Genomic DNA, 23,964 nt, shown 5'->3' on the forward strand with positions numbered 1-23,964 from the left:
TTATTCTTCTAAAATAAAATATGCGTTATTCGCATTTTGCTTCAGCAAATCCACATGTTTGCCTAATGCTGTCGTAATTGGAAACCGTTTATAAGCCAATCCATGTTCTTTGGCGAAATGCTCGATTTCCTCTGTAATTTCATTATAATAGGCGTAACTATAATTTGGAAACAGGTGATGGGCCACATGAAAGTTGAAATTCCCCAGCACATTTCGTACAAACCAGTTATTTTCTTTTAAATCATTGGTTACCTCAAACTGATGGTGTAGCCAGCTGAAAGGCAGTCCGTTTTTCTCATCCAATTTTGGAAAAGCATTGTCAGGAAGCGGATGTAACGGCAGCAATACAAAAAGTGCAAAAATACTTGCCGCGATTACCTGCAAAAACCAAGCGCCCAACGCAAGACCGATAGAAACGTTAAAAAACAGAACAGGAACTGCAATCTGGTAGAAAAAATAGAACAGTTTATACGCAACCATCTTAACTTTTTCTCTCATCGGTATTGCCCCCTGCGTTTTCAGGATGACCCTATTGTTGTCAAAAAAATCCCTGAAATCACGGATAAACATCCAGTTAAATAAATATAAAGGATACACCAAAAAGAAAAACCTATGCTGATATTTTTGAATTCCTTTGGCTTTAATCCAAGGAATAATCAACAAAAGGCCACTCTGTTCGATATCTGTATCCCAACCGTCAACATTCGGATAGGCATGATGGCTTGCAATATGTCTTTTTTTCCAGATATAGGAATTGGCACCTACAAAATCAAAGATCTGCAACACCAGACCATTCATTTTTTTGCTTTTAAAAATATTGTTATGTGCCGCTTCGTGAATTAAGTTTAAATAAATCAACACCAAAGAAATTCCCATCAAAACAAAGCTTGCGATATATACCCAAGGCTTTTCCGCATTGAATAATGCAAATACATATAATCCAACATACAGCAAAGGCAATATAAATGCTTTGATCTGAATGTAAACATCCCGGTTTTCAGGAATTGCTTCTACTCGCTGGTTCACTTTCTTTCTTAATTCATTAAACAGTTTTGCATCATCAGAATCTTTTAAGTAAATAGGTTTTTCCATTATATTTAATTTTGTGTGATAATTAAAGATAATATTAAAAACTGTTCCCTTTCCTTATGATTCAATTAAAAAATTCTATTAAATCAGACAAATTCCTTCAATTTTCTTGGAGGATATTTCGAAACTAAATCTGCAATGGCTTTGATATGTTCCGGAGTCGTTCCGCAACAGCCTCCGATAATATTGATCAATCCTTTTTCTGCATATTCCCTGATCTGACCTGCCATATCTTCGGGCGTTTCATCATACTTTCCGAAGGCGTTGGGCAAACCTGCATTGGGATATGCTGAAACATAAAACTCTGAATTATGCGCCAATGTTTCCAGGTACGGCGTTAATTGATTAGCTCCCAGCGCACAGTTAAAACCGACACTCAACAGATTTAGATGTGAAACGGAAATTAAAAATGCCTCTGCGGTTTGTCCGCTCAATGTTCTTCCTGAAGCATCGGTAATCGTTCCGGAAACCATGATAGGAATCTGTATTTCTCTTTCATCCTGAATTTCATCAATTGCGAATAAAGCCGCTTTTGCATTTAATGTATCGAAGATTGTTTCTACCAGTAAAATATCCGAGCCACCATCTAATAAAGCTTCACACTGTTGTTTATAAGCAACTCTTAACTCTTCAAATGTGATCGCCCTGTAACCCGGATCATTCACATCTGGGCTTAAACTTGCTGTTCTGTTAGTCGGACCTACAGATCCTGCAACAAATCTTGGCTTATCAGGATTTTGGGTCGTAAATTCGTCGCAGACTTTTCTTGCAATTTTCGCAGATTCATAGTTCAATTCATAAACCAGATCTTCCATGTGATAATCAGCCATCGCAATGGTTGTTCCTGAAAACGTATTTGTTTCTATAATATCTGCCCCGGCTTCAAGATATTTTCTGTGCACCTCTTCAATGGCCTGTGGCTGTGTAAGAGAAAGCAGATCATTATTCCCTTTCACCGGGTGCTGCCAACCTTTAAAACGTTCGCCGCGATAATCTTCTTCTTCAAATTTATAACGCTGAAGCATTGTTCCCATGGCCCCGTCAAGAATTAAAATCCTTTCGGATAATGCTTTGTATAGTTGTTCTGAATTTTTCATATTATATTTTTTTCCATAGGTTTCACCTACGGCTATTATTGTTGAACCCTCCAGGTTCGTTATTATCCCAACGCCTGTTTCAAATCCGAAATAATATCCTCCACATGTTCCAAACCAACCGAGCAGCGAACAAGGCCTGCTGTAATTCCTACTTCATTTCTTTCTTCATCCGTCAATTTAGAATGTGTTGTAGAGGCCGGATGCGTAACAATTGTTCTCGTATCACCAAGGTTTGCAGAAAGCGAGCACATTTTAATCTTATTTAAAAATTTTCTGCCACCCTCAATGCCACCTTTGATTTCAAATGCGACGATATTTCCACCCAATTTCATTTGTTTTTTGGCAATTTCATAGCCTGGATGGGATTTCAGAAAAGGATATTTCACCAATTCCACATTCGGATGACTTTCTAAAAACTCAGCTACTTTTAATGCATTTTCACAATGTCTTTCAACTCGGATTGCCAGTGTTTCCAGGCTTTTCGATAAAACCCAGGCGTTAAACGGGGACATAGCGGGACCTGTATTTCTTGCGAAAAGGTAAATTTCACGAATTAAATCTTCTTTGCCGACAGCCACTCCTCCTAAAACGCGGCCCTGGCCATCAATCAGTTTTGTAGCAGAATGTACCACGATGTCTGCTCCGTATTTTATGGGCTGCTGTAAATAGGGCGTTGCAAAACAGTTATCAACAATAAAAATTAAATTATGCTTTTTGGCAATCTGTCCGAAAAACTCCAGATCCAAAACTTCAATGGCAGGATTGGTAGGTGTTTCCAGATATAAAATCTTTGTATTCGGCTGAATATATTTTTCTACGTTTTCTGCATCTTCTGCTTTGAAATAGGTCGTTTCAATATTCCATTTCGGGAAATATTTTGTGAATAAGGTATGCGTCGATCCGAAAACCGACTGGCAGCTCACAATATGATCTCCGGCATTCAGCAAAGTGGCAAAAGTGGAATAAATAGCCGCCATTCCCGTTGCAAAAGCATATCCTGCTTCTGCACCTTCCATTTTGACAATTTTATCGGTAAACTCCGTTACATTCGGATTTGAAAATCGGCTGTATAAGTTTTTTGATTTTTCTTCCGCAAAACTTGCCCTCATATCTTCCGCATCTTCAAAAACGAAGCTGGAAGTGAGAAAAAGCGGCGTTGAGTGCTCATCAAACTGCGTTCTTTCTGTTTGGGTTCTTATGGCAAAGGTTTCAAAATTTTCGTTTTCCATATTGTTTAATTTACCAATGTAGCAGTGTATCAATGAGATTCTTCACTTCGTTCAGAATGACAAAGGTTAGATATTGGTAAACTGCTACATTGTTATATTGTTATATTGTTACATTAATTACTTTGTTTCACTTAGTCTTAAAATATCTCCGAAAACTCCTCTTGCAGTCACTTTTGCTCCGGCACCGGCCCCCATAATAACAATAGGATGTTCTCCATAACTCTCTGTATAAATCTCGAAGATCGAATCGGAACCTTTTAACTGTCCTAACGCTGAGCTTGCAGGAACAGAAATTAAATTCACATCTAATTCACCTTTATCTTTCTGTAGATCTCCATGCAAGTCTCCGACGTATCTTAATACATGTCCCGGTTCTTGGTTTTCTTTTATTTTTTGATATTCTTCGTCCAATTCTTCCAGTCTTGAAAGGAATTCTGATTTTGAAACAGACAGAAAATTTTCAGGAACTAAATTTTGAATATTGATATCTTCAAATTCATTGATTAAATCCAGTTCTCTAGCTAAAATCAATAACTTTCTTGCCACATCATTTCCGGATAAATCTTCTCTTGGATCCGGTTCGGTATAGCCTTTTTCCAACGCTTCATTGATGATGGTTGAAAAATGATCATCTCTCAATGAAAAATTATTGAAAACATAGCTCAAAGTTCCTGAAAAAACACCTTTAATTCTTGTGATGTTTTCCCCTGAAAGATGTAGTAATTTTATGGTATCAATTAATGGTAAACCGGCGCCAACATTGGTTTCATAAAGATAACGTCTGTTATTTTTGTTCAACGTATATCTTAGTTTACGGTATTCTTCGATAGGAAGTGTGTTGAAAATTTTATTGGAAGAAACCAGATCAAAACCGTTTTCTGCTAAAGCATGATAATTTTTAACAAAATCCTTACTGGCTGTATTATCTACCACAATAAGATTTTCCAATTGATTATTTTTCGAAAAATTAATAAGTTCCTCAACATTTGAAGGGTTTTCTGCCGTTGCAATTTCATCATTCCAATTGCTGTCAAAACCTTTTTTATTAAAAGCAATTTTCTTTGAGTTGGCGACTGCTACGACTTTCAGATCTATTTTTTTCCGTCTTTTAATTTCTTCCGAAGATTCCAGGACCTGCTCAATCAGTGTCTTTCCAACATTTCCATGACCAATAATAGCTAAGTGCACTGTTTTTGGCTTTTTAGAAATTTCAGATTCGATGATATTTTTTGCTTTTTCGTCCTGAGAAGAAGTGACAACAATATTTACTCTTTTTTCGGCTGCAATCTGATTTAAAAGTAATGGGAAAACATTATTTCTTGCCAACTCGGCCAATACTTTATTTAAATCTTCTGCCACAAAGCCTATCACCGATACATTATTTATGCTGTAAATCTGGGAAACTTTTCCCGATTTTCTTTCTGCTTCAAATTCGTCAATCAGACAATTCACCGCTTTTTCAGAATCGCTTTCCTGAACCAGAATAGAAATTCCGTTTTCGATAGCCTGCTGAGAAATTACCCCAACACTGATTCGCGCTAAGGTCAGCGCTTTGAAAATGCGTCCGTCAATCCCGATTTCACCTAAGAAATCCTCTCCTTCAAATTTGATGATTGATCTGTTTTTTAAAAATTTTATTTCGTTTACATTCTTCATCTTCTACAAAATATTTTTAATGATAGTATTTAATTGTTCGTATTCCATTAAGAAGGCGTCATGCCCATGAATTGAGGTGATCTCGTGATAAAAAACATTATATTTTTTCTCTTTAACCTTTTCATAGCAACTCCTGATTTCGGAAGCCGGAAAAAACAAATCTGTATCAACGGAGATCATGTGCATTCGGGCTTGGATTCTTTCTAAATCACTTTCATCAACATTAATGTTCATCAGCAAATGGTTCATCAGCTGATACGATTTTAAACTAAATCTTTCGTTTAATGCTTTACCGTGATAAATGAGCCAATCTTCCGACTCAAGCCTCTTTTTTTCCTGATTGTATTTGTTCTGAAATCTGTTATTTAACGATTCCGGTGTCCGATAACACAACATCGCATGGATTCTGGCTTTCTGTAGAGGCTGATTATTTTGACTTAATAAAAATTTCTGCACCAGACATTGCGCGTGAAGCCAGTCATGGGTTTTATGATCGCAAACAACAGGGATGAAGATTTCGGAAAGCGCCGGCTTTTTAACCAGCATTTCCCAGCCAATTCCGCCTCCCAAAGAACCTCCGATAATGGCATGTAATTTTTTTATATTTAAAATTTCAAGGCCATGCAGAAATATATTCGCAATGTCTGAAACTGTAAAATCTTCATACTCATCAATAAAAAAATCATCGTAACCGTTTCCGGGAATATTGAAACATAAAATGGTGTATTTTCTGGCATCAATCACCTGATTGTCACCAATCAGCTGTTTCCACCATCCTTTTGCTCCCGAAACATCTGAATTACCTGTTAATGCATGATTTACAAGAATAACAGGAGCAGAAAACAGCTCTTTCCCGAAAAGCTGATAGCTCAACGGGATATGGTATTCCTTGCCGGAATCTGTACGATACGAAAAATTAATATGTTTTAGTTCTGTTCTCAATTCTATTACTTTAATACAATTGAAAATGCCACAGGAATGGCTGAAAGAACTTCAGTAAGTTATCTGTCCAAATAATTTTGGTAGAACGTAGCACCTTCTCCGCTTTCGCGAAGGGTTGCTAAGGTTTCATCGGGTCTAATCCCTCAACCTTTCTTGATAACATTTTCAATATTTGAATGAACGAATGGTGCAAAGATAAAACTTTTCTTTTAAAATTTTATAAAAATTTAATTTAATATCAGAAACCCTCATCGGCAGGCTGTTTGCAGGAAAATAATATATTAAATTCAAATTTGTGAAGTTGGAATTTTTTACCAAAAAAACTAACTTCGTAATGAAAAGTGACGAAATATGATTGCTGAAAAACAAAGATTACAAGATACAGAGTGGAAAAACTGGGGACCTTATGTAAGTAACCGGCAGTGGGGAAATGTACGGGAAGACTACAGTCCTAACGGCGATGCGTGGAATTTTGCCAATCATAATAATGCCGAAAGCTATGCCTATCGCTGGGGAGAAGAAGGAATCGCCGGAATCTCTGATGCAAAGCAGCTTTTCTGTTTTGCCCTTTCGTTCTGGAATAAGAAAGATAAGATGGTAAAAGAGCGTTTTTTCGGGCTGAGCAATCCGCAGGGAAATCACGGTGAAGACATCAAGGAAATTTTTTATTATCTTGACAATACGCCTACCCACAGCTATATGAAAATGCTGTACAAATATCCCATCAATGCTTTTCCTTATGATGATATTCGTGCTGAAAACGCCAGAAGGAGCAAAAAAGAACGTGAATACGAAATTTTCGATACCGGGATTTTTGATAAAGATGAATATTTTGATATTTTCATTGAATATGCTAAAGCCGATCATAACGACTTTTTAGTGCGCGTTACAATTTTTAACAGAAGTAGTGTCGACGCACCAATTGTCGTAGCCCCTACCGTTTGGTTCCGAAACAATTGGAAATGGGGATATAATGCTTATAAAGGACACACCAGCGCATCAAAAAGTGGCTGTATCGATATTGACCACGACAGTATTTCCATAAAAAAGTTTTATTCACGAAACACTCGTGCTGAAAGTGTTTTCTGCGAAAATGAAACAAATACTCCAAAACTTTATGGTGCCCCATATCCCGGAAATACGTATTTCAAGGATGGGATCAATGATTATATTATCTACGGAAGCAACACGGTAAATCCTGAGAAAATTGGAACTAAAGCATCTTTTCTTTTAGATGAAATCATCGAAGCGGGAAAATCGAAATCCTTTGATTTCCGTCTTTCTCCGGATGATCTGGACAAACCGTTTGAGAATTTTGATGAAATTTTCAGTACCAGAATCGCAGAAGCCGATGAATTTTATGAAGAGGTTCAGAATGACGTAGTGAATGAAGATGAAATAAATGTGCAAAGGCAGGCGTTTGCCGGATTGCTTTGGAATAAGCAATTCTATCACTATAATGTAGGAAAATGGCTCAAAGGTGATCCAAACTTTGAGGCTCCCAGAGATTTTAGCAATTATGTAAGGAATACAGAATGGAACCATCTTCATAACAAAGATATTATCTCGATGCCTGATAAATGGGAATATCCCTGGTACGCTACCTGGGATCTGGCTTTCCATTGTGTTCCATATGCAATTATTGATGCCGAATTTGCAAAAGGACAGCTTCTTTTGCTTACCAAAGAATGGTATATGCATCCCAACGGACAGCTTCCTGCTTACGAATGGAACCTCAGCGACGTAAATCCTCCGGTACATGCGTGGTCGTGCTTCCGGGTTTTTAAGATTGATGAGAAGCAGAATGGCAAGCCCGATCTTTTATTTTTAGAAAAAGTTTTTCAGAAACTGCTTTTAAATTTTACATGGTGGGTCAACCGAAAAGATAAAAACGGTAAGAATATTTTCGGTGGAGGATTTCTCGGGCTCGATAATATCGGAGCTTTTGATCGCAATATGATTCTGAAGGACGGACAGCATTTAGAACAGGCCGACGGTACCAGCTGGATGGCAATGTATGCATTGAATATGATGCGTATTGCGATGGAACTGGCTCAGTATTATCAGGTATATGAAGATATGGCGATCAAATTTTTTGAGCACTATCTTTATATCGCAGAAGCCATGGAGAATCTGGGAGAAGGAACAAAAGGCCTGTGGAATGAAGAAGATGGCTTTTTCTATGATGTTCTTCAACTGGGAAATGGAGATAGTGTTTCATTAAAACTCAGAAGTATTGTTGGGCTTATCCCAATGTTTGCCGTGGAAATTATAGATCATCACCTACTCGACAAAATGCCGAATTTTGTGGAGAGAATGGACTGGGTATTAAAAAATAAACCTGAGCTCACCAAACTGGTTTCGCACTGGGAAGAGGAAGGCCAGGGAAGAAAGCACCTGATGAGCATTCTGCGTAAAACAAGACTTACTAAAGTTCTGAGCCGTATGCTCGATGAAAAGGAGTTTTTGAGTGATTATGGAATTCGTGCGATGTCTAAAGTGTATGAAGAAAATCCATTTATATTTTCGGTTCACGGGACAGAAAATGTTGTTTATTATACACCGGGGGAAAGCGACAGCCGCATGTTTGGAGGGAACAGCAACTGGAGAGGACCAATCTGGTTCCCGATTAATTTCCTGATTGTTGAAAGCCTGCAGAGATTTCATTTTTATTATGGAAACAGCCTGAAGGTTGAGCTTCCGACCGGAAGTGGGGACAAAAAAAATCTTGATGAGGTCGCACAAAACATCAGTAACAGATTATGCTCTATTTTCCTTAAAGATGATGTTGGGCAAAGGGCTTTTAATGGTGGAAATGCGAAATTTAATTATGATGAAAATTTTAAAGACTACATCACCTTCTTTGAGTATTTTCATGGTGACAATGGCCGGGGGATCGGAGCATCTCATCAGACAGGATGGACTGCCACAGTTGCAAAGCTGATGAAACCCAGAATGACATTTTAAAAATTAACATAAATATATGAAGCTCTTTAATGGGGCTTTTTTTTATTATGTACCACACAATATTAATTTCTTCAATAAATCAAATAAATACATATAGTTAAAATCTATTAATTTTTAATATAAAGATACTATTACTTAAAAATTCATACAAATTGTTCAATATTTTTTAATTTAAAGTAATTTTTTAACATTATAATATCTATATTAGCATGATAAATTTAATAACAATTTCTTATGAAAGGAAAATTACTACCTCTTGCAGCTGTAATTTTATCAGCTGTATGCACTCATCAACTTTATGCACAGGAATATCAGCCAATGGCTGTTCAAAGTGGTTTCAATGCTGATGTCATTGCCAACGGTGTTGGGCCTTCGGCCTCTTCAACTAATAATGATGTTGATGGTGTGAGCTATGCTTTTATCTCACAGGATTTTCAATTAACGGCTGCAAGTACACCGCTTACTTATGGTCTTCCTACAAATGGTATTATTAATTCTGTTGTATCTTCAACGCCTGGTCTGTCTTATCAGATGGCTCCTTACAGTTCAAATAATAGTTTGAGATTGGAAACTGCCGGAGAAAATGGAACCCTGGTTTTTTCAAATCCCCTGCAGGCTCTTACGGTGTATATGCTTGCTACAGGAGGAAGCGGCAGCTGTACGGTAGATGTAGATGTGAATTTTACGGATAGTACTTCAGAGACATTTTCAGGAATTAATATTTCCGACTGGTATGGAGGAAGCAACTATGCAATCCAGGGGATCGGAAGAATTAATATTTCCAATGACAATCTTGAATCAGGCTCAGGAAGCAATCCAAGACTATATCAGATTCCTTTGGCAATAAGTACAGCGAATCAATCAAAGAGCGTACAAAGTATAACGGTAACAAAAGTAGGAACAGGAGGAATTCCTAATATTTTTGCTTTTTCTGCAGATGCTTATAATGCATGTGCTACTCCTATCAATATCACCTCTACGACTACCCCTACAGAGGCGACAATCAGCTGGACAGCACCGGCAAGTGCTCCGGCTTCAGGATATCAATATTACTACAGTACCTCTCCTACTGCACCTACCGCAACTACAACTCCTACAGGAGAAGTGACTTCCGGTACTTCGGTAACGCTTAATCAGCTTACTACAGGGCAGACCTATTATTTCTGGGTAAGATCCAATTGCGGAGGTTCTTCTCAAAGCTTCTGGAAAATGAAAGAATTTACGCCGGGCCAGGTAAGCTCAGTATATACATTGGGAGATATCAATACTCAATACATCAGCAGTTTAGATATTACGACTTCATCCACCACAAACTGTGCAGGGGGTGTAAGTATCGATGTTCCTGCAGGATTTAAAATAAAGTCTACAGCAGTTTCTTACAAGATGTCTACCGTTTCCAACGGATGGATGAGTGAGCAAAGAAGTCTATTGGTTTGTACCACAAACAATACTACTGAAACTTCAGTGACATCCGGGTCAGGGTCATCTACAGGTACCTATTCTTATAACAGAACCGGACTTACTTTAGCAAATGAGCTTACAGGAACTGTAAACTTTGAGCTTAGAGCATGGAGAACCTATGGAGGATCAGACTGTAATGCAGATTATAACAAAGTTGACAACAATACGCTTACCGTAACGGTTACTTTAGAGCCGCTATCTCTGGCAACAAGCGAGGTAACAGCAAAAGCAAAAGAAAGAATTGCTTATCCGAATCCATTTGCAGATACTTTATATATTGAGAAGGCAGAAAATGTGAAAAAGGCTGTAATCACTGACCTTTCAGGAGTTGTGGTGAAAACTATTGAGAATCCTTCTTCATCAGTATTTTTAGGAGGAATAAAATCCGGAATGTATATTCTAACTTTAACGATGAAAGATGGCTCATTAAAAAGCATGAAGACCATTAAAAAATAACATTTTACACATTCATACTGAAAAACGCGGATAAAAAATTCTTTTTTATCCGCGTTTTATTTTCTATAATTCCTGTTGATATTAAGGCTGAACAATTTCCCCATTGACGAAAACCTCATATCCAATTTCTACCTTAGGTTCCAGTGTTTTAGAAACAGAACAATATTTTTCAAAAGAGAGCTGGGCAGCTTTTAATGCCTTTTTAGGATCCATATTTCCTTCAAGAAGGAACTTCACTTTAATTGATTTAAAAGGCTTGGCATCGTCCACCGGGATTCTTTCTCCTTCCACTTCTGCTTTAAAATCAGTAATTTCCTGTCTTTGTTTTTTCAGAATAGAAACGACATCGATTCCGCTACAGCCGGCAACTGCCATCAGGACACTTTCCATAGGGGAAACGCCTTTAGCTCCAGGCTGGGTTGTATTATCTAAAAGAATTGAATTTCCCTGAGAATTGGTGCATTCAAACAAAAAATCATCATTGATTCTGTTAAGTGTTATTTTCATTATTGCTTATTACTTATTACTTATTGCTTATTGCTTATTGCTTATTGCTTATTGCTTATTGCTTATTGCTTATTGCTTATTGCTTATTGCTTATTGCTTATTGCTTATTGCTTATTGCAAAATTATAAAATTCCTCTGGCTTTGATCTCCAGATATTTATTGATAACATCGATATTTAAATTTTCCGGCAACGTATAAACAGTATAGATTCCGTATTTTCGGAGCTCCTGAATAATCAGTTTTTTTTCAAACTCAAATTTTTCGGCGATAATTTCATCATAAATTTCCTGCATACTTTCAGGATTTTTGTGAATTAATGTCTGAAGCTCTGAATTTTTAAAGAAAACTACTACCAGCAAATGGTTTTTGGCAATTCCGCGAAGGTATTTCAGCTGCCGGTTCAGTCCGTCAAGCGTTTCAAAATTAGTAAACAGCAAAATTAAGCTTCTCTGATTCAATGAATATTTAACGTCCTGGTACAGTCTGTTAAAATCACTTTCAAAAAAATCTGTTTTGATATTATAAAGTGCTTCCGATATTTTCCTCAGTTGTCCCGATTTATTTTCGGCAGCAATTTTATTTTCCGTTTTTTTCGAAAATGTCATCATCCCTGCGCGGTCGCCTTTCTTCAGAATGATGTGAGATAAAGCCATTGTTGCATTGATGGAGTAATCCAACAGGCTTAATCCATTAAAAGGCATTTTCATCGTCCTTCCGGTATCGATCAGCATAAAGATCCGCTGGGATTTTTCATCCTGAAACTGATTAACCATCAGTCGGTTCGTTTTGGAAGTCGCTTTCCAGTTGATGGTCCTGATATCATCACCGGGAACATATTCTTTGATCTGCTCAAATTCCATGGTGTGCCCTAGCTTTCTTATTTTCTTAATTCCACCCAATAAAAACTCACTCTGAATAGCCATCAGCTCGTATTTTCTCAGGTGAATGAAAGAAGGATAAGATGGTAAATTAGCATCTTTCTGAAAATTAAATCTTTTCGAAACAAAACCAAAAGGCGAAGAAACATACACGTTCAGACTTCCGAAATTGTATTCACCACGTTCTTTCGGTTCAAGAATATATTGAAAAAAAACATTTCTTCCGGGATCGATCTGTTTTTCAATCAGGAAATCACGCTTCTGGAATTGAAACGGAATTTCATCGATTACTTTAACATTAATCTTAAAGTCGTAATTGTTTTTAATATCGATTTTCACAGGATTTTCATCACCGTTTGATAGTTTTTCGGGTAAAATTCGCTGTGCTGAAATTCCTTTATTTCGGTTAAAAACAAATAGATAATCCACCATTGCTCCCAAAAAACACAACAGCAAAACGATATGTGCTGCCCATATGATAAACGGAAAGAAAAATGCAAAGACATACAGCACTCCCACTATGATGAGCGTATAGAAAAAGCGGGTATTAATGTATAAGTTTTTCATTTTTTCGGATGGTAGTTTTCAGGTAGCAGTTAATTTGGTTATCTATCTCGGAATTTCTATTCCTTCTAAAATTTGCCTGATGATTTCGTCGGCGGTAAGCCCTTCCATCTCTCTTTCAGGCGATACGATTACTCTGTGTCTTAAAACAGCATAGCTTGCTTCTTTGATGTCTTCGGGAGTTACAAAATCTCTTCCTCTTAGTGCAGCAAAAGCTTTAGAAGCGGTTAATAGTGCCAGACTCGCTCTGGGAGAAGCTCCCAAATACAGGAACTGGTTTTCCCTGGTATTCACAATAATCTTGGCAATATATTCCATCAGATGGGCTTCTACAATGATTTCTTTTACCAGCTGCTGATAATTTTTTAACTGTTGTGCCGTAATGACGCTGTTTACAACCTCAGTCTTATCTTCATTTTTACTTTCGTGCTGATTTTTAATGATTGAAATTTCCTGCGCCAAATCCGGGTAGCCAACATTTATTTTGAACAGAAAACGATCCAGCTGAGCTTCAGGAAGTCTGTATGTACCTTCATGCTCAATAGGATTCTGTGTTGCAACGACCAGGAAAGGCTCTTCCATCGTGTAACGGATGCCATCCATGGTAATCTGTCTTTCCTCCATTACCTCAAATAACGCAGCCTGTGTTTTTGCAGGAGATCTGTTGATCTCATCGATCAGAATAAAATTTGAGAAAATAGGACCCTTTTTAAACTCAAATTCTGAATTTTTTACGTTAAAAACAGAAGTTCCCAAAATATCGGAAGGCATAAGATCCGGCGTAAACTGAATTCTGCTAAAGTCTACATCAATGGTTTTTGAAAGCAATTTTGCAGTAATCGTCTTTGCCACTCCCGGAACGCCCTCAATAAGAACATGCCCGTTTGATAATAGTGCCGCTAAAAGATGGTCTATCATACTCTCCTGCCCTACAATCACTTTACCTATTTCGGATTTTACTTTATCCAGACTGGCACGAAGCTCAATCATGTCTATTCTCGACTGGAACTGCTCTTCTTTTTTATCAAGCTGTATAGCGTTCTGGTCTTCTGTATTTAGGTTTTCTAAGTTTTCCATATCATATAATTTTTTAATTTAACAATGTATCAATGTAACAGTTTATCAATATTTATTACCATTGTCATGCTGAGCTTGTCGAAGCATCTCATTTTTATATTGTTAAATTGTTATATTATTACATTTTAAATTATTTCGTCAAGCAATTTATTCATTTTTGCAAGATCTTCTTTCATTACCTGTGCATACGGATCCTGTGCCTTTCTGATCAGATGTATGGCTTCAGTGATCATTTCCATTGGCTTTCCGGTTTTAAGATGAAGCTTTTTCGCAAATTCCTCATCAAGATGCTGGGTGTCAATCAAAAAATCCATCCTGACTTTATTCAGAAAATACTGGGCTTTTTTGGCCATCATATCATGGAAGTCGCCTTCCTGCAGATACAGATTTCCGATACTTTTCACAAAATCGACCGATGTATTTTTTAACGGTTCTATAATCGGTACAATGCGTTGCTTTCTTTTTGCATTAAAGAAAATAAAAAGAACAAGACCGCCCAATAAGACCCACCATGCATACTTCAGTGCCGGATGCGAAAGGATAAACCTTAGAAAAAACTTCGAAACTTGTGCATCATTTTCTACAAACCATATCGTTTCCCGGTCTTTCAGGTATGAAAAAACATCTTGTGCGTATTTTACATTTCCACGTTTTAAAAGATAATAATTGGTAATAAAAAGCGGTTCGCAATGAACATAAATATTTCCATTTCCAAATTTAATATTAATAAAATTAGCTTGATCAGAATTGTTTTTCTCAACGGTTTTTCCTAAAATTTCAACGCCGGGCTTTATAAAGGTAAAACCTCTTCCGGAAGGAAATTTATCAAGATGAATAAAATCGTTCTGATATTTTTTATCTGTAAGCTTTAAAACATTCTCGTCTTCAAAAGAAATTTGAGAATCATAAAAGCCTATGCTGTCTGAGATTTCTTTTGGCATTTCACTCATGATAAGCATCGCATCCGATCCTTCCGAAACCTGATCAAGAATTTTATTCCAGGACTGCTTATCGATTTCTTCCTCTATAACGAGAATATTATGAACTTTTTTATCAGCCTGGTAATAATCATACGGTGTCTGACTAACTTTTTTAACGTTGTTTTTAAAAAGTGTATTTATTTCATTATTAAGAACAAACAATCCGAAAGGTGACTTCTGGTTGATATCAAAATTTTTTCTCCAGTCCGTACTTTCTGTCTTGTTCACTTCAAATAACGCCAGAATAATCATCACAACGATGAAAATTACAGCATATATTTTGAAAGTCTTATTCATGGCAAAAATTACGGTTTAAATGATTGATACTGGGTTTTAAATTTCTGATAGCTTTCCTCAGAAATATTGAATTCACCATACCACACATAATCAAAAATGTATGACAGATTAAAAAATTCATCCTTAAGATGTGCGGCTTTCAATTCTGCGACATAATCCTTATTGGTTTTTTCGGGATTCCAGGTGATAAGTTTTTTATCACTTAATTTTTTTAATACAAATAGAAACTGGTACCGAACTGCAGAACGGAAATCACCGGATTTTTCAAATTTAAGAATGCTTTCAGGAAAATTGATTTCGTGGATATTTTCACGCAGCTCCTCATCCTTGATCGTAACTTTCTTATTTTTCTTTCCAAAAAGGAAGTTTCCGTCTTTACTGATGAGATATTTAATGATAAAATAAAGCAGAAAACCAACCAGAAGGATCGCAAATAAACGCACTAGAATTCCTGCAATATTGCCGGACTTTGTGAAAATAGTCTCACCAAAAATGCTGTTCAGGATCTTTGCTATTTTTGCCATGAGCTTTTGCCATAAAGACATTCTTGGTTTTACCGTTGTATAATCAAAATCTTTCCCTTTGTACCTGGATTGAATATTTTCTTTAAATTTTTTAGGATAATTGGTATTCTCTGTAATCGGTTTCTGCAGTAAAACAGAATCAGCACGGTACATATTTTTGTAGTGTCCTGTATTCAGAGAATCAACATAAACTTCCGCAACCGGCGGCGGCGGATCGTCCTGTGTCTGCGCATGAACATGCACCACAGAAATAAAAATCAGTGAAATGAAAAAAAACTTATTCATTAATTCCGATGGTGTCTATTTCTGCCATTTCCATTTTCTGATGGAGATCGGTGCGGCTGTCATAATACATTAATCCTGAATTGACATACAGTACATTCATCAGCAAGGTTGAGATAACCGAAGAAATACCATATATAAGAAAAAATAATATACCAAAGCTTCCCGTAAATGGATCACGCTCAAACTGTGCATCGGGAGCCGTGGTCGAGAGTTTTATAAAAAACATAATCATCGGAATGGATGAGAAGAATATGCTTACAATATAAAATAAGATCGCCATAATAAGCGTTGCCGCCCAGTATTTCCAGTACGGAGACTTTTCTCTTCCGTTCGCATAAGAGAACTGCGAGCGAATCGCATAGCTTAGTGATTCAAAAAAGCCTCTTTTCCCATTGAAATAATCATAGCATAAAAAAGTAATGGTATTGAATAATGTCGGCCCCACAAACAGCATCAGCACAAGCCCTATGATAATAAAAATAAGAATATATGAAATTCCAAAAATAATGGTGGCACCAGGCAGCACCAGAAAAGTAAGCCCGAAATAGGTTGCGAAAACTTTCTTTCTGTTCGACTTGAAATCGCTCAAGATGTCATCCGCCTTAATATCTGTTTTTCCTTCTGCAATTCTTTTCATGTAAAAAACAGGAAACAGGAAATTGATAGTGATCAGCGCTGTAGAAAGTATAAAAAGCAATATTCCGGAAATAATAAATAATCCGAGATTATCATTGAAAAACTGCTCAAAATAATAGCTCTGTCCGCTGATATTGGATCCGAGAATCACTCCGAAGAATTCTTTGTAGCCGAAAACTATAACAACGACCATAAGAATCAACAGTAACCCGTTGAGGAGTAAAAAATTTTTAAAATAATTTTTTCCGTATAATTTGAAAAATGCGAAACTATCTGTTATAAAAGTTCCAAAATCTCTCTTTTTATAAAACTGCATCATGGATTTGGGTATTAGTTTTTCTGTTGACGATAGAAGGATATATACAATAATAAAATCCGATCAGAAATAATGATCCGAAGATAATAATTAAGTTTAAAAACAAAGGCATTTTCAAGGCATGTCTTGTAACATAGCCTTCGATAATTCCGGCACAGATGGTGAATGGCACGGTGCTTAAAAAAATTTTAAATGAATCTTTAAATCCATTTTTAAAAGAGTTAAATCTTGAAAATGTACGCGGAAATAAAATAGAAGCCCCAAGGATCAATCCGCACATCGCCTCTACCACCATGGAAAATATTTCAAAAACACCATGAAGCCAGATTCCCCTTGCGCTATCCTGCAATGCCCCGTAATCATAAAAAAAGTATTGGAATGCACCAAGCATTACGCTGTTAGAAGAAAGCGCCCACAACGTTCCCACGCCTCCGAAAATTCCATAAATATAAAGCTTTGCACCTACTCCGATGTTATTGAATATAATCCCGATGGTACTTCCCCACGTTGATCCACTCTGATAAACACCGACCGCATTTCCTGATTTTATATTTTCTATCGTTTGATTGACGTAACCTTCTCCTAAAATAATATTGACAAAATCTTTATCGTGATTGGCAGAAAGCACTCCAATTAACGTAAATAAAGTAAAGAACAAAAACGCATAACCTAAATATTTTCGGTACTGATAAACCAGCAAAGGAACTTCGGTCTTGAAAAAATACAGCAAGCGGTTTTCTTCAACTCTTTTTGTCTTGTAAATTTTCTGAAAGATCTGCGAAGACAGATGATTCAGATAGACTGTAGTGTTGCTTTTCGGGTAATAGGTCTGTGCAAATGAAAGATCATTAATAAGATTAATGTACAGCGATGACAAGTCATCAGGATTTTTTTTAATTTTCCCCTGGATAACCTGTTCGATTCCCAACCATTTTTCTTTATTTTGTTTAATGAAATAAACTTCTCTCATAACTGTAAGGCTAAAATAATAAAAATTATGTCTCAAATTGCGATTAATACTTCACAAAATGTAAATATTAATTTCAACGTCGCCAGTGTTGGAGACCGGATGATCGCGTTCTTTATTGATCTTGTGATAAAAATAGCATACGCCATTGCTGTCTTTTACACGTTTTTCAATATTCTCGATCTCGGTTATATTCTATCTGGCATGGATCAGTGGTCGGTGATGGCAGTCTATATTATTTTGCTTTTTCCAACGGTAGTTTATCCTGTTGTTCTTGAAAGTCTTATGGAAGGGCAGACGCCCGGAAAAAAAATTATGAAGATCCGGGTCGTAAAGATCGACGGCTATCAGGCAAGCTTTGGCGATTATCTCATCCGGTGGGTTTTCAGAATTATTGATACCTTGTTTTTAGGAGTTGTTGGACTCGTTTCTATGATTATCTCCAAAAACAACCAGCGTCTGGGGGATATTGCTTCCGGAACGGCAGTTATTTCTTTGAAGAATAATATTAATATTTCTCATACCATCCTGGAAAACATTAAAGAAGATTATATCCCGACATTCCCTCAGGTCATTGCACTAAGTGATAATGACATGCGAATCATAAAAGATAATTACTTAAAAGCACTAAGAGTGGATGACCGGCAGATTATCAGCAAGCTTTCAGACAAAATCAAAAGCATTTTAAAACTGGAAATTGATCCTACAAAAATGACGGAAAGACAATTCATAGGAGTCATTATTAAGGATTATAATTACTATACGGGTAGAGATAATTAAGGTGAATTGTCAATTTCGCTGCGCTGGTCAGTTGTGAATTTTTTTAATAAATAATTGTAAAATGAGCCGTAATTTTTGGAACATTTAAAATTAACAGCAAAGCTAATTCAGCATTAACAATTCACTTCTTCATTCTCCTCGGTGTGGTTTTTGTAGTTTTATAGTCATTAAAACTTATGATATGAAATTTGAAAATAATAAATCCGGAAATGGCGGCGTAATCACTTTAAACAACGAAATAAAAGAAGTCGGTAGGTTAACGTACACTATTTTTCCCGAAGAAAATAAATTAATTATTTCTTTTGTTCTGGTACATCCTGAATTTGAAGGTCGAGGAATGGGAAAATATCTCGTGGAAGAAGCCATAAAATTTGCGAGAGAAAACAATTGGAAAGTTTATCCTCACTGTTCTTACGCTAGATCTGTTATGATGAGAATGAATGATGTGAGCGATGTGTTTTTACAGCGCTAATACTTCCTTTACCAGAATTTCTTCAATATCATCCGGATAGTCAACTTTAAGGTGCTGGTCTGAATCAACCCATTTTTGTATTTCTTCCAGTTTTAGAACTTTGGAATTCGGGATCCCCATTTTATCCAGTGCACAGGCATTACATTCTTGCTCATACTGATTATGAATAGGAATAACAAATAATTTTTTATCCATAAAAAGTGCTTCTGCAGGACTTTCAAATCCGGCATTACATAAAATTCCGTCGCAGTTTTCAAAGCTTTTCAGATATTGAATTTCGTCAATGGGGAAAACTTCAACATTATTTTCTTTAAACTGCAGTTTAGAATATTTGGAAAAAACTTTCCATTCAACAGGAATTTGTTTTAAAACAGTAATAATATTCTGATCAGAAAAACTTGGAAGATATACCAGATAAAAACCTTTTTTGTTAGGATTGAGATTTCTTATTTTCTTCCTGATCACCGGCTTTTTAATCTGAGGATGATAATTTTCAAAGTGAAATCCTATTCTCCTTTCACTTGGTACATAATATTTCAGTACCAATTCTCCGAAAAAATCTCTTTTCTCAGGCTTTGGAGTCTCCTTAAATAACATAGAAGCCTGGTGGCTCAATTCGATTATCGGATATTTCCTAAGTTTGCATGCCCAGCCGGTAAGCGGTTCATAATCATTAATGATCAGATCATATTTTGAAAGCTCAATTTCATTGATTGTTTTAATTGCCTCTACAAAACTATTATCCGTAAATGTTTTACGGTAGGATAAACCGCCTGTCTTGTTATAGAGTAAGGAAATTCCTTTATGTTGGTAATTAACGTCAAAATCAGCCTTTAATTGGGATTGATGACCACTGATCAATGTTTCTACGGAAGCATATTTTTTCAGAATGGGAACTATTTCCTGTGCCCTGGCAACATGACCGTTTCCGGTTCCCTGAAATGCATATAAGATTTTCATTTTGTGAAATTGGTTACTATTTTTAAAAGCTCTGTACTGTTGATATCCTGGATTTCGTCGGCACCTTCATCTTTCAGCAAATGTTTATGTTCTTCGTAGTAAAAAATTTTCCATTCTTTATCATGATATTCCAGAGCAGATAAATTTTCAATCCAGTCTCCTGAATTAAGATATGTACAGCTTCCCTTTTTATTGCTTACTTCACGTACCTGTGGCTGATGAATATGCCCGCAGATTACATAATCGTAATGATTATCAATAGCCAGCTCCGAAGCGGTTAATTCAAAATCACCAATATATTTTACGGCTTTTTTTACATTGTTCTTAATCTTTTTAGAGAATGAATATTTTTCCTTACCCATTTTCTCTAAGAACCAATTTACAACATTATTGATTACGATTAGTAAATCATAACCTTTTCCTCCCAGCTTGGCAATCCATTTTGAATGCTGTACTGATGCATCAAAAACATCGCCATGGAAGATCCATGTTTTTTTATCGTTAATATCTAAGCAGATTTTATTGCAGACTTTAAGCTTACCCAATTCGAAGTCGGTAAACTTCCGGAACATCTCATCGTGATTTCCGGTGATGTAGTACACATCGGTATTTTTTGTGGCAAATGAAAGAATCTTTTTGATCACTTTCAAATGAGGTTTAGGGAAGTAAGACTTTTTGAATTGCCAGATATCAATAATATCTCCGTTCAAAACCAGTGTTTTCGGCTGAATAGAATTAAGGTACCTCAGTAATTCTTTAGCCTTACATCCATAAGTTCCCAAATGAACATCCGATATGACAACTAATTCAACGTTTCTTTTCATAGTTTTATGCAAAGAAACTACTTGAAAGTTAACTATATATGAATGTTATATTATTTTTGAGTATTAGAAAAAAACCTCACAGGCTTTAGAACCTGTGAGGTTTGTATGTTATAAATTCAAATATTAAAGACTGTTCATCATCTCTTCTGAAATTTCCATATTGTGATACACGTTCTGTACGTCATCATCATCTTCGAAGCGCTCAAGCATTTTCATATTGGCCTTAAACTGCTCTTCATTTACTTCTTTTGTATTGTTAGGAATTCTTTGAAGTTCTGCACTTTTTGCTTCTATTCCTAATTCATCCAGCTTGTGAGATAAAGACCCGAAATCTTCAAAAGCAGTGGTTATCATTACTTCTTCTTCATCTTTTTCTACGTCTTCTGCACCGCCGTCAATCATTTCCATTTCAAAATCATCCCAATCCATTTTTATCTGTGCCAAATCAATTGAGAATATTCCCTTCCGGTCAAAGATAAAAGCCAATTCACCATTTTTTCCAAGATTTCCGTCAAACTTATTAAATACAGCTCTTACATTGGCAACAGTTCTTGTGGGATTGTTGGTCGTACATTCAATGAAAAATGCAACACCACCCTGTCCGTATCCTTCGTAAGTAATTTCTTCATAATTTTCAGCATCTGCACCACTTGCCTTTTTGATTGCTCTTTCCACATTCTCTTTTGGCATATTGGCTCCTTTCGCATTCTGGATACATCTTCTCAATGCAGGATTGGATTCAGGATCAGGGCCGCCGGCTTTTACCGCTAATGCGATATCCTTACCTATTTTAGAAAAAGTTTTGGCCATCTTATCCCATCTGGCCATTTTAGAAGCTTTTCTATATTCAAATGCTCTTCCCATTTTATTTTTTAAATTTTCAACAAAATTAATTAAAAGTCAACGAAAAAAAAATACCTCCAGAAAACTGAAGGTATTTATATTTAGAAAAATTTAATTATTTTTTCTTTTTAACTACTTTTTTCTTAGTAGCCTTTTTAGCTGGAGCTTTTTTCACTGGAGCATCTTCGTAGTCTTTTTTCTTCAATGCATTCCACTCGTCAGCATTTTCGATAGCTCTTACAACAACTTTTCTGTCAACTTGTCTTTCAGCGTCAGAAGCTGTAGCAGGAACTGTAGCTTTAGATTTACCAACACCGATAGATTTAAGAGCGTTAGCATCTACACCTCTTGCATCTAAAGCAGCAACTACAGCAGCAGCTCTTTCTCTAGATAACTTCAAGTTGTAAGCCTCAGATCCTTTAGCGTCAGTTTGACCTTCTAATAGATAGTTACCACCATCTTGCTTAATTAAGTTAGCAGCTCTGTCTAATGCTGGAGTTGATTCAGCTTTGATTGTAGCTTTGTTGAAATCGAAATAAACATTTCTGAATTCTTGCTCAACCTGAGTAGCTGTTACACTCTTAGGTTTAGGACATCCGTTGTATTCTGGAAGACCTGGAACAGTAGGACAAGCATCATCTTTATCTAAGATACCGTCACCGTCTGTATCTGGCCAAGGACAACCATTGTTTTCAGCAGGACCTGCAACTGTAGGACAAGCATCATCTTTGTCGATTACACCATCACCGTCTGTATCTGGCCAAGGGCATCCGTTGTTTTCAACTGGACCAGCTACGTCTGGACATTGATCGTCTTTATCTGGAACTCCGTCACCATCAGTATCAGGACATCCCTGGAATTCTGGTAAACCTGGAGTATCAGGGCATAAATCGTCTTTATCTAAGATACCATCTTTATCTCTGTCTCTGTTACCAAATCTGAAGTTCAATGAAGCAGAAGCTTGCCAGAAGTTAGCAATACCTGACTTATCAGCTGGAGTTGATACATAATCTCCCTGAATACCTAAACCGAAGTTTTTAGTTACCCAGAAGTTAATACCAGCACCTGTAGCAACAGTAAAGAAGTTTGCCTTACCATTTTCATTACCTCCTTCTCCGTTTCCAATAACGTCACCGTTAGCATCTGTTCTAGGGAAAGTAAGAGATGTATAGTCATGTCTAAGGTAGTTAGCACCAACTCTCAAATACGGATCGAACCAAGATTCTTCATCCCATAAAAGACCTGCAGCTTTAGCCTGGAAACCAAGACCTGTCATCAACATGAATTCTTTACCCATGTTAAATCTCTTGTTTTCAACGTTACCTACAGTAGTTTGCCAGTCGATTACCAAACCTTTACCAATGTTCCTAGCAACAGTAAGTTTAGATAATGGCGGAGTAATAGAGAAGTTGTTCATATTGAACATAGTCTTCGTCAAATTATTAGCAGAGAACGTATTACTGAAGTTGGTTCTCTGTGCCATATGGTTTTCCGCGTGAGCACCAACTCCGATTAACCACGGATTGTTGGTAGTCTGAGCGAACACAGTAGAAGCGACAGTAAGCGCCAATGCTGAAATTCCTAATTTTAGATTTTTCATAGAATTAAATGATTAAATAATTGATAATGCAAAATAAATATAATTTTTCTTTATATACAAAGTTTTTCCGATGATTTTTAACTTTTCTTTAATATTCTGTCGAGGTTTCTTTTATTTTCTCTATCTTTAATGCTCTCCCTTTTATCAAAGAGTTTTTTACCCCTTCCAAGTGCAATCAGCACCTTTGCTTTTCCCTTATCATTAATGTATAATTTTAAAGGTATAACTGTATTTCCTGCATCCTTTAATTTCTTTTCCAGCTTTTGCAGTTCTTTTTTGTGCAACAGCAATTTCCGTTCCCTTTTTGTTTTATGATTATAAAATGTTCCCAATTTATACTCATCGATCATCATGTTGATGATATACAATTCCCCGTCAATAAACTGACAGAACGATTCTGCAATAGAAGCTTTTGAAGAGCGTAAAGATTTTATTTCCGTACCTGTAAGTACCATTCCAGCCTCATATTCTTCAAGAATTTCATACTCAAATCGGGCTCTTCTGTTTAATATATTGACTGTCTTTTCTATTTTCATTTTGGATTCGTATAAATCTTA

General features: G+C 36.4%; 21 protein-coding genes and 1 riboswitch. Of the genes, 4 read left to right on the forward strand and 17 right to left on the reverse strand.

Features of this window, described 5'->3' with window-relative positions:
* From BMW64_RS09860 to BMW64_RS20915, 5 genes are all read right to left on the reverse strand, one after another.
* Window positions 1-1,092, reverse strand: coding sequence for a fatty acid desaturase family protein (locus tag BMW64_RS09860; protein ID WP_089999820.1), 1,092 nt, complete (start codon window positions 1,090-1,092; stop codon window positions 1-3).
* Window positions 1,093-1,175: 83 nt separating this feature from the next.
* Window positions 1,176-2,186, reverse strand: coding sequence for a homocysteine S-methyltransferase family protein (locus tag BMW64_RS09865; protein ID WP_089999821.1), 1,011 nt, complete (start codon window positions 2,184-2,186; stop codon window positions 1,176-1,178).
* A 62-nt stretch (window positions 2,187-2,248) separates the two neighbouring features.
* On the reverse strand, window positions 2,249-3,415 hold the full coding sequence (locus tag BMW64_RS09870) for an O-succinylhomoserine sulfhydrylase (protein WP_089999822.1): 1,167 nt from the start codon (window positions 3,413-3,415) through the stop codon (window positions 2,249-2,251).
* A 117-nt stretch (window positions 3,416-3,532) separates the two neighbouring features.
* Window positions 3,533-5,071, reverse strand: coding sequence for an ACT domain-containing protein (locus tag BMW64_RS20910; protein WP_228400906.1), 1,539 nt, complete (start codon window positions 5,069-5,071; stop codon window positions 3,533-3,535).
* A gap of 3 nt (window positions 5,072-5,074) precedes the next feature.
* Window positions 5,075-6,013: an alpha/beta fold hydrolase gene (locus BMW64_RS20915; RefSeq protein ID WP_228400907.1), complete on the reverse strand. Its 939-nt coding sequence runs from the start codon at window positions 6,011-6,013 to the stop codon at window positions 5,075-5,077.
* A 56-nt stretch (window positions 6,014-6,069) separates the two neighbouring features.
* Window positions 6,070-6,176: riboswitch (SAM riboswitch) on the reverse strand.
* Window positions 6,177-6,364: 188 nt separating this feature from the next.
* Here BMW64_RS20915 and BMW64_RS09885 point away from each other — a divergent pair.
* Window positions 6,365-8,980: an MGH1-like glycoside hydrolase domain-containing protein gene (locus BMW64_RS09885; RefSeq protein WP_089999824.1), complete on the forward strand. Its 2,616-nt coding sequence runs from the start codon at window positions 6,365-6,367 to the stop codon at window positions 8,978-8,980.
* A gap of 234 nt (window positions 8,981-9,214) precedes the next feature.
* Window positions 9,215-10,897: a T9SS type A sorting domain-containing protein gene (locus BMW64_RS09890; protein WP_089999825.1), complete on the forward strand. Its 1,683-nt coding sequence runs from the start codon at window positions 9,215-9,217 to the stop codon at window positions 10,895-10,897.
* Window positions 10,898-10,978: 81 nt separating this feature from the next.
* On the opposite strand, the gene BMW64_RS09895 is transcribed toward BMW64_RS09890, so the two are convergent.
* The 7 genes from BMW64_RS09895 to BMW64_RS09925 form a co-directional block, all read right to left on the reverse strand.
* On the reverse strand, window positions 10,979-11,404 hold the full coding sequence (locus BMW64_RS09895; protein WP_089999826.1) for an OsmC family protein: 426 nt from the start codon (window positions 11,402-11,404) through the stop codon (window positions 10,979-10,981).
* Window positions 11,405-11,526: 122 nt separating this feature from the next.
* Window positions 11,527-12,849, reverse strand: a complete 1,323-nt coding sequence (locus tag BMW64_RS09900) for a DUF58 domain-containing protein (RefSeq protein ID WP_089999827.1) — start codon at window positions 12,847-12,849, stop codon at window positions 11,527-11,529.
* A 42-nt stretch (window positions 12,850-12,891) separates the two neighbouring features.
* On the reverse strand, window positions 12,892-13,923 hold the full coding sequence (locus BMW64_RS09905; protein ID WP_089999828.1) for an AAA family ATPase: 1,032 nt from the start codon (window positions 13,921-13,923) through the stop codon (window positions 12,892-12,894).
* Window positions 13,924-14,048: 125 nt separating this feature from the next.
* A complete protein-coding gene (locus BMW64_RS09910) occupies window positions 14,049-15,200 on the reverse strand; it encodes a hypothetical protein (RefSeq protein WP_089999829.1) in 1,152 nt (383 codons plus the stop codon).
* A gap of 8 nt (window positions 15,201-15,208) precedes the next feature.
* Window positions 15,209-16,009, reverse strand: coding sequence for a DUF4129 domain-containing protein (locus tag BMW64_RS09915; RefSeq protein WP_089999830.1), 801 nt, complete (start codon window positions 16,007-16,009; stop codon window positions 15,209-15,211).
* Window positions 16,002-16,964 (reverse strand): DUF4013 domain-containing protein, encoded by a 963-nt coding sequence (locus tag BMW64_RS09920; protein WP_089999831.1) that lies wholly within the window; start codon window positions 16,962-16,964, stop codon window positions 16,002-16,004. Before BMW64_RS09920 ends, BMW64_RS09915 begins: the two co-directional genes overlap by 8 nt.
* Window positions 16,948-17,931 carry a stage II sporulation protein M gene (locus BMW64_RS09925; RefSeq protein ID WP_089999832.1) on the reverse strand — a complete coding sequence of 328 codons (984 nt, stop codon included), beginning with the start codon at window positions 17,929-17,931 and terminating at the stop codon, window positions 16,948-16,950. The genes BMW64_RS09920 and BMW64_RS09925 overlap by 17 nt, the downstream gene beginning before the upstream one ends.
* Window positions 17,932-17,958: 27 nt before the next feature.
* Between BMW64_RS09925 and BMW64_RS09930 the strand changes: the two genes are divergently transcribed.
* Together BMW64_RS09930 and BMW64_RS09935 are read left to right on the forward strand one after the other, a co-directional pair.
* Window positions 17,959-18,708: an RDD family protein gene (locus BMW64_RS09930; protein WP_089999833.1), complete on the forward strand. Its 750-nt coding sequence runs from the start codon at window positions 17,959-17,961 to the stop codon at window positions 18,706-18,708.
* A gap of 181 nt (window positions 18,709-18,889) precedes the next feature.
* Window positions 18,890-19,180, forward strand: a complete 291-nt coding sequence (locus BMW64_RS09935; RefSeq protein ID WP_089999834.1) for a GNAT family N-acetyltransferase — start codon at window positions 18,890-18,892, stop codon at window positions 19,178-19,180.
* Here the strand turns inward: BMW64_RS09935 and BMW64_RS09940 are convergent.
* The 5 genes from BMW64_RS09940 to smpB form a co-directional block, all read right to left on the reverse strand.
* Window positions 19,169-20,140 (reverse strand): glycosyltransferase family protein, encoded by a 972-nt coding sequence (locus BMW64_RS09940; RefSeq protein WP_089999835.1) that lies wholly within the window; start codon window positions 20,138-20,140, stop codon window positions 19,169-19,171. The two genes, BMW64_RS09935 and BMW64_RS09940, sit on opposite strands and share 12 nt — an antisense overlap.
* Window positions 20,137-20,964 (reverse strand): UDP-2,3-diacylglucosamine diphosphatase, encoded by an 828-nt coding sequence (locus tag BMW64_RS09945; protein ID WP_089999836.1) that lies wholly within the window; start codon window positions 20,962-20,964, stop codon window positions 20,137-20,139. Before BMW64_RS09945 ends, BMW64_RS09940 begins: the two co-directional genes overlap by 4 nt.
* 123 nt (window positions 20,965-21,087) lie before the next feature.
* Complete coding sequence (locus BMW64_RS09950) at window positions 21,088-21,828, reverse strand: YebC/PmpR family DNA-binding transcriptional regulator (RefSeq protein ID WP_089999837.1); 741 nt, start codon at window positions 21,826-21,828, stop codon at window positions 21,088-21,090.
* Between the two features lie 94 nt (window positions 21,829-21,922).
* Window positions 21,923-23,407 carry an OmpA family protein gene (locus BMW64_RS09955; protein WP_089999838.1) on the reverse strand — a complete coding sequence of 495 codons (1,485 nt, stop codon included), beginning with the start codon at window positions 23,405-23,407 and terminating at the stop codon, window positions 21,923-21,925.
* 77 nt (window positions 23,408-23,484) lie between these two features.
* On the reverse strand, window positions 23,485-23,943 hold the full coding sequence (smpB, locus tag BMW64_RS09960; protein ID WP_089999839.1) for an SsrA-binding protein SmpB: 459 nt from the start codon (window positions 23,941-23,943) through the stop codon (window positions 23,485-23,487).
* Between the last annotated feature and the right edge of the window lie 21 nt (window positions 23,944-23,964).

This window comes from Chryseobacterium taichungense, from assembly GCF_900109935.1.
GTDB classification, from domain to species: domain Bacteria; phylum Bacteroidota; class Bacteroidia; order Flavobacteriales; family Weeksellaceae; genus Chryseobacterium; species Chryseobacterium taichungense.

Excerpts from the sequence above, each read along its gene's own strand:
- BMW64_RS09955 (WP_089999838.1), bottom strand. The coding sequence starts at position 23,407 with ATGAAAAATCTAAAATTAGGAATTTCAGCATTGGCGCTTACTGTCGCT.
- BMW64_RS09945 (WP_089999836.1), bottom strand. The coding sequence starts at position 20,964 with ATGAAAAGAAACGTTGAATTAGTTGTCATATCGGATGTTCATTTGGGA.
- BMW64_RS09890 (WP_089999825.1), top strand. The coding sequence starts at position 9,215 with ATGAAAGGAAAATTACTACCTCTTGCAGCTGTAATTTTATCAGCTGTA.
- BMW64_RS09920 (WP_089999831.1), bottom strand. The coding sequence starts at position 16,964 with ATGATGCAGTTTTATAAAAAGAGAGATTTTGGAACTTTTATAACAGAT.
- BMW64_RS09910 (WP_089999829.1), bottom strand. The coding sequence starts at position 15,200 with ATGAATAAGACTTTCAAAATATATGCTGTAATTTTCATCGTTGTGATG.
- BMW64_RS09900 (WP_089999827.1), bottom strand. The coding sequence starts at position 12,849 with ATGAAAAACTTATACATTAATACCCGCTTTTTCTATACGCTCATCATA.
- BMW64_RS09905 (WP_089999828.1), bottom strand. The coding sequence starts at position 13,923 with ATGGAAAACTTAGAAAACCTAAATACAGAAGACCAGAACGCTATACAG.
- BMW64_RS20910 (WP_228400906.1), bottom strand. The coding sequence starts at position 5,071 with ATGAAGAATGTAAACGAAATAAAATTTTTAAAAAACAGATCAATCATC.
- smpB (WP_089999839.1), bottom strand. The coding sequence starts at position 23,943 with ATGAAAATAGAAAAGACAGTCAATATATTAAACAGAAGAGCCCGATTT.
- BMW64_RS09940 (WP_089999835.1), bottom strand. The coding sequence starts at position 20,140 with ATGAAAATCTTATATGCATTTCAGGGAACCGGAAACGGTCATGTTGCC.
- BMW64_RS09915 (WP_089999830.1), bottom strand. The coding sequence starts at position 16,009 with ATGAATAAGTTTTTTTTCATTTCACTGATTTTTATTTCTGTGGTGCAT.
- BMW64_RS09930 (WP_089999833.1), top strand. The coding sequence starts at position 17,959 with ATGTCTCAAATTGCGATTAATACTTCACAAAATGTAAATATTAATTTC.
- BMW64_RS09950 (WP_089999837.1), bottom strand. The coding sequence starts at position 21,828 with ATGGGAAGAGCATTTGAATATAGAAAAGCTTCTAAAATGGCCAGATGG.
- BMW64_RS09925 (WP_089999832.1), bottom strand. The coding sequence starts at position 17,931 with ATGAGAGAAGTTTATTTCATTAAACAAAATAAAGAAAAATGGTTGGGA.
- BMW64_RS09860 (WP_089999820.1), bottom strand. The coding sequence starts at position 1,092 with ATGGAAAAACCTATTTACTTAAAAGATTCTGATGATGCAAAACTGTTT.
- BMW64_RS09935 (WP_089999834.1), top strand. The coding sequence starts at position 18,890 with ATGAAATTTGAAAATAATAAATCCGGAAATGGCGGCGTAATCACTTTA.
- BMW64_RS09895 (WP_089999826.1), bottom strand. The coding sequence starts at position 11,404 with ATGAAAATAACACTTAACAGAATCAATGATGATTTTTTGTTTGAATGC.
- BMW64_RS09870 (WP_089999822.1), bottom strand. The coding sequence starts at position 3,415 with ATGGAAAACGAAAATTTTGAAACCTTTGCCATAAGAACCCAAACAGAA.
- BMW64_RS09885 (WP_089999824.1), top strand. The coding sequence starts at position 6,365 with ATGATTGCTGAAAAACAAAGATTACAAGATACAGAGTGGAAAAACTGG.
- BMW64_RS09865 (WP_089999821.1), bottom strand. The coding sequence starts at position 2,186 with ATGAAAAATTCAGAACAACTATACAAAGCATTATCCGAAAGGATTTTA.